The sequence below is a fragment of the Brevundimonas sp. genome (genome assembly GCF_046295075.1).
Lineage (GTDB): Bacteria > Pseudomonadota > Alphaproteobacteria > Caulobacterales > Caulobacteraceae > Brevundimonas.
The window spans coordinates 14,034-27,516 of the sequence record NZ_JBKBOC010000016.1; the positions used below are offsets into that span (position 1 = coordinate 14,034).

At 65.6% G+C, this 13,483-nt stretch carries 16 protein-coding genes; 4 read left to right on the forward strand and 12 right to left on the reverse strand.

What is annotated here, in order from left to right:
* Position 1: 1 nt before the first annotated feature.
* The 10 genes from ACK4MH_RS12300 to ACK4MH_RS12345 all read right to left on the reverse strand — a co-directional run bounded on the left by ACK4MH_RS12300 (position 2) and on the right by ACK4MH_RS12345 (position 8,658).
* Positions 2-796 carry a hypothetical protein gene (locus ACK4MH_RS12300; RefSeq protein ID WP_409718773.1) on the reverse strand — a complete coding sequence of 265 codons (795 nt, stop codon included), beginning with the start codon at positions 794-796 and terminating at the stop codon, positions 2-4.
* On the reverse strand, positions 793-1,329 hold the full coding sequence (locus tag ACK4MH_RS12305; RefSeq protein WP_409718776.1) for a CcdC protein domain-containing protein: 537 nt from the start codon (positions 1,327-1,329) through the stop codon (positions 793-795). Before ACK4MH_RS12305 ends, ACK4MH_RS12300 begins: the two co-directional genes overlap by 4 nt.
* 63 nt (positions 1,330-1,392) lie before the next feature.
* The gene (locus ACK4MH_RS12310) at positions 1,393-2,412 is read right to left on the reverse strand and encodes a fumarylacetoacetate hydrolase family protein (protein WP_409718779.1); all 1,020 of its coding nucleotides are present in this window, start codon (positions 2,410-2,412) and stop codon (positions 1,393-1,395) included.
* 44 nt (positions 2,413-2,456) lie between these two features.
* Positions 2,457-2,723 carry a hypothetical protein gene (locus ACK4MH_RS12315; protein WP_409718782.1) on the reverse strand — a complete coding sequence of 89 codons (267 nt, stop codon included), beginning with the start codon at positions 2,721-2,723 and terminating at the stop codon, positions 2,457-2,459.
* Between the two features lie 235 nt (positions 2,724-2,958).
* Complete coding sequence (locus tag ACK4MH_RS12320; protein ID WP_409718785.1) at positions 2,959-4,014, reverse strand: isoaspartyl peptidase/L-asparaginase family protein; 1,056 nt, start codon at positions 4,012-4,014, stop codon at positions 2,959-2,961.
* 367 nt (positions 4,015-4,381) lie between these two features.
* On the reverse strand, positions 4,382-5,170 hold the full coding sequence (locus tag ACK4MH_RS12325; RefSeq protein WP_409718788.1) for a glycosyltransferase family 2 protein: 789 nt from the start codon (positions 5,168-5,170) through the stop codon (positions 4,382-4,384).
* Positions 5,167-5,847, reverse strand: coding sequence for an FkbM family methyltransferase (locus ACK4MH_RS12330; protein ID WP_409718791.1), 681 nt, complete (start codon positions 5,845-5,847; stop codon positions 5,167-5,169). Before ACK4MH_RS12330 ends, ACK4MH_RS12325 begins: the two co-directional genes overlap by 4 nt.
* 285 nt (positions 5,848-6,132) lie before the next feature.
* Positions 6,133-6,318 carry a hypothetical protein gene (locus ACK4MH_RS12335; protein WP_135193789.1) on the reverse strand — a complete coding sequence of 62 codons (186 nt, stop codon included), beginning with the start codon at positions 6,316-6,318 and terminating at the stop codon, positions 6,133-6,135.
* Positions 6,319-7,443 (reverse strand): 4-hydroxyphenylpyruvate dioxygenase, encoded by a 1,125-nt coding sequence (gene hppD / locus ACK4MH_RS12340; RefSeq protein ID WP_409718795.1) that lies wholly within the window; start codon positions 7,441-7,443, stop codon positions 6,319-6,321.
* 141 nt (positions 7,444-7,584) lie between these two features.
* The gene (locus ACK4MH_RS12345) at positions 7,585-8,658 is read right to left on the reverse strand and encodes a DUF5694 domain-containing protein (protein ID WP_409718797.1); all 1,074 of its coding nucleotides are present in this window, start codon (positions 8,656-8,658) and stop codon (positions 7,585-7,587) included.
* A gap of 258 nt (positions 8,659-8,916) precedes the next feature.
* Between ACK4MH_RS12345 and ACK4MH_RS12350 the strand changes: the two genes are divergently transcribed.
* Complete coding sequence (locus ACK4MH_RS12350; RefSeq protein WP_409718800.1) at positions 8,917-9,444, forward strand: hypothetical protein; 528 nt, start codon at positions 8,917-8,919, stop codon at positions 9,442-9,444.
* Positions 9,445-9,447: 3 nt separating this feature from the next.
* Here ACK4MH_RS12350 and ACK4MH_RS12355 read toward each other — a convergent pair whose 3' ends face one another.
* Positions 9,448-10,083 carry an exopolysaccharide biosynthesis protein gene (locus ACK4MH_RS12355; protein ID WP_409718803.1) on the reverse strand — a complete coding sequence of 212 codons (636 nt, stop codon included), beginning with the start codon at positions 10,081-10,083 and terminating at the stop codon, positions 9,448-9,450.
* Between the two features lie 194 nt (positions 10,084-10,277).
* Here ACK4MH_RS12355 and ACK4MH_RS12360 point away from each other — a divergent pair, with 194 nt between their 5' ends.
* The 3 genes from ACK4MH_RS12360 to ACK4MH_RS12370 are packed head-to-tail and all read left to right on the forward strand — an operon-like array spanning position 10,278 to position 12,006.
* Positions 10,278-10,853 (forward strand): YqaA family protein, encoded by a 576-nt coding sequence (locus ACK4MH_RS12360; RefSeq protein WP_135193785.1) that lies wholly within the window; start codon positions 10,278-10,280, stop codon positions 10,851-10,853.
* A gap of 39 nt (positions 10,854-10,892) precedes the next feature.
* Positions 10,893-11,438: a disulfide bond formation protein B gene (locus ACK4MH_RS12365; RefSeq protein ID WP_409718806.1), complete on the forward strand. Its 546-nt coding sequence runs from the start codon at positions 10,893-10,895 to the stop codon at positions 11,436-11,438.
* A gap of 4 nt (positions 11,439-11,442) precedes the next feature.
* A complete protein-coding gene (locus ACK4MH_RS12370; RefSeq protein WP_409718809.1) occupies positions 11,443-12,006 on the forward strand; it encodes a demethoxyubiquinone hydroxylase family protein in 564 nt (187 codons plus the stop codon).
* A gap of 130 nt (positions 12,007-12,136) precedes the next feature.
* Here ACK4MH_RS12370 and ACK4MH_RS12375 read toward each other — a convergent pair whose 3' ends face one another.
* On the reverse strand, positions 12,137-13,339 hold the full coding sequence (locus ACK4MH_RS12375; RefSeq protein WP_409718812.1) for an acetyl-CoA C-acyltransferase: 1,203 nt from the start codon (positions 13,337-13,339) through the stop codon (positions 12,137-12,139).
* Between the last annotated feature and the right edge of the window lie 144 nt (positions 13,340-13,483).

A 13,483-nucleotide genomic window follows, 5' to 3' on the forward strand; every position in this document is an offset into this window, starting at 1 on the left:
GTCACTGCATGATGAAGTTGACGCGGAACGCCATCATGCGCGGGGCCGTCGGCTGGTCGCCGTCATAGGCGACGGTGGCGTTGCGGGCCGCCTTCAGGACCGCCTCGCCGAACCGGCCGTCGCCCGGATGTTCGGTCTCGATCACACAGTCGCGCAATGTGCCGTCGGGCTGGGCGACGCAGGTGGTGACGGCGAAGCCTTCGGCGTAGCGGCTTCGGAAAGGATAGGTCGGACGGATGCGGCGTTCCCAGCGCATGCCGACCTGGAGGCCGTCCTCGGCGATGGCGTCCAGCTCCAGGTCGCGCGGATCCACCAGCGGTCGATCACAGGCGCTCAGGGTCTGGTCGATGGCCGAGCCCGAGGCGGGCAGTTCCAGGTCATAGCGCAGATTTTGTCCCGGACCGGCGCCGTCAGGCACGACGATCTGAAGGCGTCCGCCCTGACGTAGCTCGCGCGCGAACGGCGCAGGGAAATCCGCCACGACCGCCGTGCGGTCCGTGGTCACGTTCCAACGCCACTCCGACCCCTCCTCGTCGCGGAAGGTCAGCCGCAGGGGCCGCGTCTTGGTGCGACGGGGCGTTTCGGGAAGGCCGACCAGAAGCGCCGAATAGCCGCCGTTCACGCAGCGTGTGGCGATGGACAGGCCAGCCGTGGTGGTAACGTAGGCGATGGTCGTCTTCTTGGCCTCGTCCTTGACCAGATCCCAGTCGGCGTCCGCCGGCGCGTCCTGCGCCAGAGCGCCGCCGGCGCAAAGGAAACCGGCGACGGCCGCGCCGATTGGGACGACCAGCCTCACGCCGCGACCTCCACATGGCTGTCCGTTTCCCCCGCCTGGATGCGGCGGGCGCGGATGTACATTTCGACGCGCTGCATGACGATCAGACCCATGGCGAAGACCAGGAAGGCGTCGGTCACGGCCATGGCGTTCAGATGCCATTCGGCGGCGTGGCTCTCGATCAGGTCGCGCAGCAGCGACCGGCCGGCGAACAGCACGACCAGCAGGATCAGGCCCAGGGGCGAGGCCTGGGCCATCAGGGAGCCGTCCGGTTCCTTTTCGATGGTGACGGTCTTGCCGCGATACCAGCCGGCGACGCCGCCCAGTAATGCGCCGAGCACCAGCACCGCCCAGGCGGCGGGGCCGAACGGGGCGTGGACCATTTGGGGGGTCTGCGTCATGCCCCACAGACCCAGGCCGATCAGCGGCAGGACGATGGCCGGCATGATCCAAAGCAGATGCGGCTTCAGCACCCGCTTCCTGCGGTTCTTCAGCAGCACGACCACCAGCATGATCGGGATCATGAGCAGCGGGATCAGTTTTTCAGGCGGCACGTCGTCTCTCCCCAAAGACCGAATGCGGCCTCCCCCGAGGCCGATGCGGTCAGCCTAATCCTGTCATGCGTCGCTGGAAAGCGGGGCGACGGTCTGTTCGATGGCGCCGAAGATGGAGTGGTGACGGTCGTCCAGCATCTCGATCCGCACCGTGTCGCCGTGCTTGAGGAACGGCGTCTCGGCGGCGCCGTGCAGGATGGTCTCGACCGTGCGGACCTCGGCGATGCAGCTATAGCCCAGGCCGCCTTCGGACACCGGCTTGCCGGGGCCGCCGTCGGCGTCCTTGTTCGACACGGTGCCCGAGCCGATGATGGTCCCGGCGCCAAGCGAGCGGGTCTTGGCCAGGTGGGCGATCAGAGTTCCGAAGTCGAAGGTCATGTCGACGCCGGCGTCGGCCTTGCCGAAGTCCTGGCCGTTCAGCTGAACGTTCAGCGCGCCGTGCAGCTTGCCGTCCTGCCACCGCTCGCCCAGGGCCTCGGGCGTGACCAGAACCGGCGACAGGGCGCTGGCGGGCTTGGACTGGACGAAGCCGAAACCCTTGGCCAGTTCGGCTGGGATCAGGTTGCGCAAGCTCACGTCATTGACCAGGCCGATCAGGCGGATGGCCTCAAGCGCCTGGTCCCGCGTCGCGCCCTGGGGCACGTCGCCGACGACCACGACGATCTCGGCCTCCAGGTCGCAGCCCCAGGCCTCGTCGGCCAGGGAGATGGGATCGCGCGGCGCCAGGAAGCTGTCGGAACCGCCCTGGTACATCAGCGGATCGGTCCAGAAGGTGGCGGGCATCTCGGCGCCGCGCGCCTTACGCACCAGTTCGACGTGGTTCACGTATGCCGAGCCGTCGACCCATTGATAGGCGCGGGGCAGGGGGGATGCGGCGTCCCGCTCGTGGAAGCGGCCCCGCGGCACGGCCTCGTGCTCCAGGCTTTCGGCCAGGGCCAGCAGCTTGGGTCCGCAATGGTCCCAGTCGTCCAGCGCGGCCTGCAGGGTGGGGGCGATCAGGAAGGCGTCCGTGAACCAGTTCAGGTCCTGCGAGACGACGACGAGGCGGCCGTCGCGGCCGTGCTTGAGCGAGGCGAGTTTCATGGACAAAGGCCTAAACCGAATTCACGGGGTTGGAAACCGAGCGATCACGCGTTTGGCGTCAACAGGGCGCGGGCCTCGGCGCCGGTACGGGCGGCCGCGTCGCGGACCTCGACCTCGACGATGACGCCGCCCTCGGGTTCGACGGCCCAGAGGTAGCGGCGCTCGACCTCGACCGTGCGGCCGGACGGGGCGAAGCCCTCGTAGCTGTCGCCCCAGGGGGTGATCTTCTTCAGCTCGACGAAGGGCATGGCGCAGGCGGCGTCCAGCTCCTCCTGGGCCATCAGGGTCAGTTCATCATCGGGTGCAGGCATGGGCTCGGTATGGAAAAAAGAGTGTCTGAAACGTCTGAATAGTCTGAAATGGGCTTTCGTCATCCTCCGACAAGCCGCGCCAGCGGCGCAGATCGGGGGACCCAGCGGCGCCGAAGGCGATGCGTCCGCGGCACGAATGGAAAAACCTCGTCTGTGACAGCTTCGCGCTCTCGCGCGCCGCTGGGTCCCCCGGTTCCGCTGCGCGGCCCGGAGGATGACGAAAGGGAGGAGGGGCTCAATCTTCGTCGGCATAGATGGCGACGCGGGCCGGGGCGGTCGAGGAAACGGCGCCGCGATACATGCCCGAGGTGGACATGGCGAAGGCGGGGGCGCCGCCCGTGGTCATGACGATGACGCCGCCCAGGCCGCCGAGGGTCTTAGCCTCGTCGATCTCCGCCTGGGCCGCCGTCGCGGCGCCGATTTGGGCGCCGATCCGGGCGCAGATGTCGCGGGCCACGGTGGCGCGGATGAAATATTCGCCGTCGCCGGTCGCGGATACGGCGCAGCCGTCGGCGTTGGAGGCGTAGGTCCCGGCGCCGATGACCGGCACGTCGCCGACCCGGCCCCAGCGTTTGGCGGTCATACCCCCGGTCGAGGTGGCGGCGGCGAGTCGTCCCTGGCTGTCCAGGGCCACGGCGCCGACCGTGCCGAACTTCTTCTCGTTCAGGGGCGGGGCGATCTCTGCGCCTTGATGGTCAGGCGCGGGCGCGCCGACGGGGCGTTCGGGGACCGGCTGGCCGGCCTCTGTCAGGGCCTTGGTCAGACCCTGCCAGCGCCGTTCGGTGAAGAACCAGGACGGATCGACCTGTTCCAGCCCGGCTTGGGCGGCGAAGGCGTCGGCGCCGGGGCCGATCAGCATGACGTGCGGCGACTTCTCCATCACCGCGCGGGCGGCGGCGATGGGGTGGCGGGTCGCAGTCAGGCCGGCGACGGACCCGGCGGTCAGGTCCGACCCGCTCATGATGGCGGCGTCCAGCTCGTTGCGGCCCCCCGCCGTGAAGACCGCGCCGCGCCCGGCGTTGAACAGGGGATCGTCCTCCATGACCTCGACGGCGGCCTGGACCGCGTCCAGCGCCGAGCCGCCCCGCATCAGGACGGCCGAACCGGCGTCCAGCGCGCGTTGCAGCGAGGCGCGATAGGCGGCGTCCTGCTCCGGCGTCAGGCTGGCCCGCTCGACTACGCCGGCGCCGCCGTGGATGGCCAGCGACCAGCGGGGCGCGGCGTCCTGGGCGTGGGCCGGGGAAAAACACAGTGCAAAGAGTGCAATCAGTCCGGAAAATGCGGCGCGCATCGTGAAGTCCCTCCGAGCGTCGAAAAACAGGGTGCAATCTGTGCACTTCCCTCGGAGACGCCGGTCGGCGGCAGTTTAACGCAGCGCGTGGGCCTGTCAGGTCGATTGGCTGAAGAAAATCGGAAGCGTCGAAAAATCAGAGTGTTGACCTTCGGCGGCGTGTCGCTTCCCCTGCCCACAAGGGCGTTCTCGCCCTGAATATGTCGGCCTGATGAACAGGCAGATCCTGTCCTGGAGTGCCGTCACCTTGGTCACCTCCAGCACAGGAGCGGCTTGGTGACGAAAGCGAAGGGCCGCTTTCAAGCTGGCTCGTTGAGGCGCAACTCGACTCCTGGCGGGCGTTGAAGGATAGCGTTCCGTGACCGGATTAACGCCATTCCCAGAAGTGGCGTGCGATCGGCAGTGGCAAGCGGTCCGGCGCATCAAAAGGAGTCGCCAGCCGGTACAGGCCTTCGCCAACCGTCGGAATTAACAGATTGTTACGGGTGAAGTCGCGCCGGTTTCCATGCCAGCCCTGCAAAAGGTCGGCGTGCGAAAAGGTTCGGTTTAGGTATTTTTCGTGGGCATGCGCCTGGCTGCGCACAATGAAGTGTTTGAGCAGCATTCTTTTAGGATAGACGCACACGTCTTCGCCATGGAGTTCGTGCCCGCCCGAAGCGGCGTGACTGAGGTGAGCAATACGTTTCCAAGCTCGCATCAGTCGAAGAGGCCGTGGCTCGAAGAAGTAAAATAGCGTATTGTTGATAAATATGTCGTCTATATCTGGATCATCGGGCAGCATTACAAGTTCGTTGAAATTTACAACATTAAATCCAGCTGCATCGGCCTGATTAATTTCCTGGCGAAGGCCTCCCCAGCCCTCCGGGGAGGTGAGGATTTCATCGGCGTCCTGATGGATCAGCCAATCAGCGTCAGTCTCGCGTGCAAGCGCCGCCTTGATTTCCAGTTGCCCGGCAAGATCAAAAAGCCCTGTATATGGAAACCGTTCGAGCCGCACGACATTGGGGAACGCGCCAGCGGCAACCGCTTCAAGGGTGCCATCGCTGCTGCCGTTGTCGATCAGCGCGACTTCGACGCCCTCGCCGGCAAGATAGGGCAGCACATGACGCAGATACGCTAGTTCGTTGCGCGCGCAGATGATTGCCAGAATTTTCAAGCGGCTTTCCCAAAGACGAGATTAATGCAGCGACCGTAGCGTTGATATGAGGTTCGATAGACGTAGCCTAGCCGGGACATCTGATTGATCGTTGGTCCGATATTACGCAGCAGTACTTCAACGAAGACGAGCGCGTTGGACCGGCCGAGCAGGTCGGACATTCCGGAAATCACTGCGTTCTCCATACCCTCCACGTCGATCTTGATGAGATCGAACGCCACCTCTGGGAAAGCAATGTCTCCGGTCGTGACCGGCACTGAGCCACTTTCAGCGACCTCTAGCGTCGCTCCTCCCATATTTGTTTCGCTGAGTACGAGCGGCGTGCCTCGTGCGACTTTATCGGCAAGGCCGTGGCCAAGGAGCGACAGGTCGAAAGAGGCGTGCCAGTTAAGCCCAAGGTTTGCGCGCAAAAGCGGCAGCACACGCGGGTTGGGCTCGACAGGGACTGTTAGTTCGGCATCAAAGTGGTGGGCGAAGTAAATGGCATGATTGCCGATGTTTGATCCCACATCCAAAATGAAGCGCGCCGCACCTGCTAATTCAGAGATCAGGTCGAGTTCGTCGCGCTCATAGAAATCGCCAGCTCGGATGACGTTTTGGATATGGTCAACTGGGTTGTCGAGTACGAAATTGAAATCCTTGTCGAGCGCGTGGATTGTCCTGATCTCAAAGCCCATGCGCAACTCTGCTTCTTTGTGCGAAGTGTTGGCGAGTAAGTGCGCGCCACCCCTTACTGGCGGGAGTTCAGCGAGTTCCGCTAAGGCGCCGACAAGGTCGTCGCAACGATGTCCTTTATTCGATCTTGGTAGTCAATAAATCAAAGAGCCTGCTGATGTGTTTTGCACGCATGGCTCTTGGTAAGATGATCAGCCCGACCTCCTCCAGTCTGGGTAAGCTTGGTTCCGAACGACAGCAGGCCACCCATGAGGGACCTCAATCCAGCGCAGCCCGATCTCAAACCCTCACCCCCGGTGGTGCAGTCGCTTCCACACCTGGTAGCCGACGATGGGGGCGAAGCCGCAGAGGAGGGCGGCGATCAGGACCATCCAGAAGCCGCCGCCCAGCCAGTATTCGCCGGCCAGAGCCCCGGCGCCGGCCGCGAGGACCGGGCCGAGCCAGGGCAGCCAGGTCGGCGGCCGCATCTGCATTCAGGCGTCGACCTTGATGACGCCGCGACGGATCTGGTCCAGCTCGATGGAGTCGAACAGGGCCTGGAAGTTGCCGTTGCCGAAGCCCTCGTTGCCCTTGCGCTGGATGATCTCGAAGAAGATCGGGCCGAAGGTGTCCTGGGTGAAGATCTGCAGCAGCAGGCCGTCCTCGTCCGAGCCGTCGATCAGGATGCGGTTCTTGCGCATCCGCGCCACGTCGTGCCCGTGGTTGGGCAGGCGATTGTCGATCAGTTCGAAATAGGTCTCGATGGTGTCCTGGAACTCGACGCCGCGTTCGCGCATGGCCTCGACCGTCTCGAAGATGTTCTCGGTGGTCAGGGCGATGTGCTGGATGCCTTCGCCATTGTAGCGGCGCAGGAACTCCTCGATCTGGGAGTTGTCGTCCTGGCTTTCGTTCAGGGGGATGCGGATGGCGCGGTCGGGCGCGATCATGGCTTGCGAGAACAGGCCGGTCGCCTTGCCCTTGATGTCGAAATACTTCTGCTCTTCGAAGTTGAACACCGAGCCGTAGAAGCCGGACCAGGTGCGCATCTCGCCGCGACGCACGTTGTGGGTCAGGTGGTCCAGGATCTCCAGGCCCATCGAATTCTTGCGCTCGGATTCCTCCCAGCCCTCGATCTCGTCCCAGGTGTCATACAGGGAGCCGGCGTCGCCATACTGGTCGATGACGTAGAGCAGGCTGCCGCCGATGCCCTCCAGGATATAGGGATAGTCGCCGCCCAGGGCGCCGCCCGAGACCCCTTGCGCCGGCTTGGCGCCGCGTTCGACCGCGCCCTCATAGGCGGCCTTGGCGTCGGTGGTGCGGAAGGCCATGCCGTTGGCGGACGGGCCATGATCCTTGGCGAAGGTCGCGGCCTGGCTCTCCGGACGATCCTGGGGCTTGCGGTGAACCAGGAAGCTGATGTCGCCCTGCTTCAGGCGGACCACGTCGGTCCTGGGGTTCACGTGCGTCTGGGTGAAGCCCATCAGCTCCAGGCGCGAGATCATCGCCCTGGGTTCGGGGCCGGTGAATTCGACGAATTCGAAACCGTCGACGCCGAGGGGGTTTTCAAGGTCGATCTGTTCGACCTGGGCCATTTGTTGAGCTGGGGTCATGTCGTTCATGGCGCGTCTCCCGCGTAATCTTGCTGGCGGTCTCGCCGCCGATTGGCGCGGAACCTAGTCACAGAAGACGACGGAGCCAAGACGAAGCCACGGGGTCGTGATGATACGACCCCGCAGCGCCCCCCATGCAGCCTCGTGCGATTAGCGCAGTATGGGTTCGGGATCGACCACCCGAACGTCGTGCATCTCGTCCAGATAGGCCTCGTAATAGCCCTTGTGCGCCGCCCCCACGATGGTCAGCATCCGCGTGCCGGGATAGCGGCCCAGCACGTCGCGCATGTTCGCGACCATCCGCAGGTTCCGCGTTTCCCAGAAGCCGACGTAGCGGCGACCGAACCCTTGGGGCGACGGCTCCGTCAGCGCCGCGCCGAAGTCGGACTGATAGGTCAGGGCCGGTTGGTCCGGGGCATTATAGGTTCGGTACATCTGCAGGACGCCATCGGGCTGGGCCATGGCGGAGCGCAGCCGCTCGTCCGTCGCGCGTCGTGCGTGGCTGGCGGGATTGTCCCAGGCGCCCATGATGGCGGCGCCATAGGCTTCCACCTCGGCGGGATCGGCGCCGTCCGGCGTGTCGGCGGAGTGGTCGTCGACGCTCCACAGACGTTCCAGCCCCAGTTGGGCCGCAAGCGGCGCGGCGATCAGATAGGTCTCGTTCTGCTCGTCCTTGATCCGGTTCAGCCTCCTGACCAGGGCGTCGTTCAAACCGTCTTGCGCGGTCCTGTCCTGTGGCTCAAGGCGAAGCCATTGCACCAGGGCGGAACCGTTCTCGCCCGCCGCCAGGAAGACCGCCGCCAGACGGCGTCGCTGGGCCGGCGAAGGCTGGGCGGGCCAGTCCGCCAGAAGACGCTCGGCCTCGGCATTGGCGGCCGGAACGTCCAGGCCCACGGCCGCATTGGCGGCGGCGGTGTTCCCGCAATAGGTCTTGATCGTCTCGGCATAGCGCGACGGATAGCGACGCAGGCTGTCACACTGCAGGCCCGACACGTCCTCGGTCGCGATGGCGGTGGGGCGCCACGCCGCCAGCCGTTCCACCAGGGGCGTCAGCATGACCGGCCGGAAAGCGTCGTCGAGGTTCGAAAGGTGGGGCGTGCCCAGCACCAGGACTTCGTTCAATGCGCCCGCAGGCGGGCCTTTCAGTTGGTCGGGGTGGAAGTCTGGACGGTAGTCCTGGGCGGCGACGGCCGAGGCTCCTGTCGCCGACAGCAAGGCGATCAAGGCGAGACAAGGGGCGAGAGATAAGCGCAGAGGCGGCATGTTTGGAGCCCAGGAAAGATGGTGTCGCGCAAATCGCGTCGAACGACCATCCCCCAGAACGGCGAAGCTTTCCCGTTAAACTTTCGACAGGCACACGATCGGTCCAGGCCTGCTGACGCCCAGCCAAGGTGGACCTATGGGGCGTGAGCGATTCCGCCCCTCGTCAGGAATCATGATCTGGTCGATCAAGTGCAGGGTTGAAGGCGATGGGGGATCGAGATGACCAAGGTGGAGACCGAAGACGGCATGGGGCACGGGCCCGTCCAGCTATGGCCGCTGTGGCGGCGGCTGAAGGCGCTGTTTCCGGTCTGGAGCTTGATCCCGTCCAGCTTTTATACGCCCGGCGCCTGGGGCTATGCGGGGGTGGATTTCGTTAGCGGGTTCCGCCGCAACCCCTCGACGCTGAAGAGCTTCGATCTGTTGGACGGGGTGGATGAAGCTGGCTTCGAGGCCTTGTACGCCCTGGCGAACCTGAACGCGCGTCGGCAGGATCAGATTTTACGGTTCGTCATCATCTGCTATCTGACCGCTCCCCTGTCGATCCTGGCCCTGATGGCCGAGCTGGCGGGAGACAGCCTGTTGAGCTTCACGCGCACCCATATGTGGGAGGTGATCAGTCTTCTCGTCGCCGTAGGCTTGGGGCCGATCACCTATATGATGAGCCAGTGGCGGTCGCGTCAGATCATCGGCGTGCTGGACCTGGTCCGTATCGAGCGAGTGCAGGCGTCGGCGCGCTCCATCGCTTAAGCGTCAGCCCGGCAGCCACCGCGTCGCCCATTCCGCGCCCATCAGCAGGCCGGTTCCCAAGGCGCCCAGGATCGTCAGCCAGACGGTGGTGACGGCGCAGCCGGCGATGACGAACAGGCCGTCGCGCTGGATCAGTCCGACCGAAAGCAACGCCAGGGCGACAGAGGGGATGGTGTTGGTCAGGGGCATGACGATGGTTAGCGTCGCCAGGATCATGAAGACGGCGGCCAGCTTCTCGCCCGGCCCGTCGGCGAAGCGGCGCAGGCGGGGGCGTGACAGCCGGTCGATCCAGCCCAGTTTCGACTCGGCGAAATCGGCCATGGCCTTCAGCCAGGCGCCCTTGCACCGCAGGTTCAGGAACCAGCGCGGCAGCCACGGCTCTTCGCGCCCGACCAGCATCTGGCCGGCCAGCAGGATGACGATCAGACCGACGACTTGAGGAACGCCATAGAGGCCGGGCACCAGGCAGGGGATGGAGAGCAGCAGGATCAGCAGCCCATAGGCGCGCTCGTCCAGCCGGTCGCGGATATCATGCAGGGTCAGGCCGGTTTCGCCGCCGTCGTCCGCCAGCCGCCGCAAGAGGCGGGTGACGTTGTGGCTGACGTCGTCCTGTTTTCCGGGGGAGGGTGTGGGCGTCATGCGATCCGATTAGGGGGTTGAAGCACAGACTGCGAGCGGTGCGATGTCGCACAATCCCCGCATGACGGCGGATGTTCCCGTCGACATTGGCCTCCGCGTTTGTTTTGCGACCTTGTCGCGCTCTCCGCTTGCCGCAAGACCGTGACGGCGCGGCCCGGCGTTGCTAGGGGACGACGTTCGTCTCGGGGATTTTCATGCTTCGCCAGCTTTACGACCGCGTCTTCGATCTGGCGCGCAGCCGCCATGCGACGAAGGCCCTGGCCGTGGTCTCGTTCGCGGAGAGTTCGTTCTTTCCCATTCCGCCCGACGTGATGCTGGCGCCGATGATCCTGGCGCGGCCGGATCGGGCCTATTTCTATGCCGCCGTCTGCACCGTCGCCTCGGTGCTGGGCGGGATACTGGGCTATGCGATCGGGTATTTCCTGACCGACCTGGGTCTGGCGATGATGCGGCTGCTGGGCCATTCGGACGGGCTGGCTCAGTTTCGCGCCTGGTTCGATCAGTGGGGGCTTTGGGTCATATTGATCAAGGGTCTGACGCCGATCCCGTACAAGCTGGTGACCATCGCCTCGGGCCTGGCGGCGTTCAGCTTTCCGGTCTTCATTGCGGCGTCGGTAGCGACGCGGGGCGGGCGGTTCTTCCTGGAGGCGTGGATTCTGAAACGCTGGGGTCCGGCCATGCTGGCGCAGGTGGAAAAGCGGTTGGCGCTGTGGAGCGTGATCGGCCTGGTCGCCTTGGTCGGACTGATCGTCGCCGTGAAGCTTCTGTAAGTCGACGCGGCCGCAGGAGCGGGCTAAGACCGTTTCAAGATGATCGACGCCTATCGCCTTCTGACCCGTTGGTGGACCGCCTTCGCCCTGGCCGCGTCGCTGGCCATGCTGGGCGCGGCCCATGCGTTCGAGCGGTTCGGCGGGCTGGAGCCTTGCAACCTGTGCCTCAAGCAGCGCGAAGCCTATTGGGGTGCAGTCGCGGTGGCGGCGGTCGCCACGGCCTGGACCCTGATCAGCGGCAGCCGGCGGGGAACCCCTCGCATCGCCGCCTTCCTGCTGGCCGCCGTCTTCGCCACCGGGGCCGTGACGGCCATCTTCCACATGGGCGGCGAATACAGATGGTGGGCCTTGCCCGCGACGTGTTCGTCGGTCGGCGGGTCGGTCGATCTGGACAGTCTGACGGCCCTCGCCATGGGCACGGGGCCGGTGGTCAAGGTGATCGGCTGCGGCGACGTGGCCTGGAGTTGGCTGGGTCTGTCGATGGCCGGATGGAACGCCCTCGTCGCCTCCGCGCTTGCGGTGTTCAGCCTGCTGGCCGCCAAACGCCCCAAGGACGCCCGCGCGCCCCGTATCGAGAAGGCCTGACCTGATGAGCGGCTCCATTCCCCTGCCCAGACCTGGACGTGGCGCCGACAAGGCGCGGATGGACGAGATCCTGCGGGTCGATCACGCCGGAGAATACGCCGCTGTCCTGATCTATCGCGCGCAGAAGGCGGTGTTCGAAGGGCGCAAGGGCAGGGGCGAGATCGCCCGTGACCTGGGCGAGATGCAGGACCAGGAGGCGGTGCATCTGGCGCGCTTCGACCGGCTGCTGAACGAGCGGCAGGTGCGGCCCACAGTGATGACGCCCCTGTGGCGGATCGCGGCCTCGGCGCTCGGCGCCGGTACGGCCCTTATGGGCGAGAAGGCGGCCCATGCCTGCACCGAGGCGGTCGAGAGCGTCATCGAGAAACACTATGCCGACCAGATCGCCGAGATCGGCGAGCGCGACCCGGCCCTGGCCGCCGAGCTGAAACAGTTCCGCGACGAGGAACTGGCGCACCACGACCACGCCATCGAACACGGCAGCCGCGAGGTGCCGGCCTATCGGCTGTTGAGCGGCGTGATCAAGGTCGGGTGCAAGGCGGCGATCAAGATCAGCGAGCGGGTCTGACGTTCAAATCCGCCGTCACCCTCGGGCTTGACCCGAGGGCCGGACCGTCCGCCGCCTTGCGTTAACGGCGAGGCACAGCCCGATCCGCGTCCGGTCCTCGGGTCAAGCCCGAGGATGACGGCTGTAGCGGTCAGAAAATCTCGAACAGGCCGGCCGCGCCCATGCCGCCGCCGATGCACATGGTGACGACGCCGTATTTGGCGCCGCGTCGCTTGCCCTCGATCAGGACGTGGCCGGTCATGCGGGCGCCGGACATGCCGTAGGGGTGGCCGATGGAGATGGCGCCGCCAGAGACGTTCAGTCGGTCCATCGGAATGCCGAGGGTTTCAGCGCAATACAGGACCTGGACGGCGAAGGCCTCGTTCAGCTCCCAGATGCCGATGTCGTCCACCGTCAGGCCGTGGCGCTTCAGCAGTTTGGGCACCGCATAGACCGGGCCGATGCCCATTTCGTCGGGCTCGCAGCCCGCCACGGCCATGCCGCGATAGACGCCCAGCGGCTGAAGGTTGCGCTTCACCGCCTCGCCGGCCTCCATGATCACGCAGGCCGAGGCGCCGTCCGACAGCTGTGAGGCGTTGCCGGCGGTGATGAATTCGCCCTGCTGGATTTCCTCGCCGGCGCCGAACACCGGCTTCAGCGACTTCAGGCCCTCCAGGGTGGTTTCGGGCCGGTTGCCCTCGTCCTTCGACAGGGTCACCTCTTTCGATGAGGTCTGGCCGGTCGCCTTGTCCGTGACCAGCATGGAGGTGGTCATGGGCACGATCTCGGCGTCGAAACGGCCCGCCTCCTGCGCCGCCGCCGTGCGCTGCTGGGACTGGAGGGCGTATTCGTCCTGGCGGTCGCGCGAGATGCCATAGCGCCGGGCCACGACCTCGGCCGTCTCCAGCATCGACATATACATATGCGGCGCCAGCTTCAGCAGGGCCTCGTCCTTGCCGCGGTACAGGTTCATGTGCTGGTTCTGGACCAGGGAGATGCTTTCCAGCCCGCCGCCGACCGCCATCTTCTGCTGGTCGAACACCACCTGTTTCGCCGCCGTGGCGATGCCCATCAGGCCCGAGGCGCACTGGCGGTCCAGGCTCATGCCCGGAACGGTCGAGGGCAGGCCGGCGGCCAGGGCGATCTGGCGCGCCACATTGGTTCCGGTCGAACCCTGCTGCAGGGCCGCGCCCATGACGACGTCCTCGATCTCGGCCGGATCGACGCCGGCGCGCTGGACCGCGTGCTTCACGGCGTGGGCGCCCAGCTGCTGGGCCTGGGTGTCGTTGAAGGCCCCGCGATAGGCCCGGCCGATCGGGGTGCGGGCGGTGGAGACGATGACGGCTTCGCGCATGAGCTTTCCTCCTGGGGCTATCACCCTTCGGGCTACTTGAGCCCATTTTTGTTTGGCCTATCGCGCTTCGCGCTGCTTGAGGCCGGTTTCCTCTGGATGGAAGTTAGGCGCCTGCCGCCACGTCAACGCAAGCGTCGTATCGAC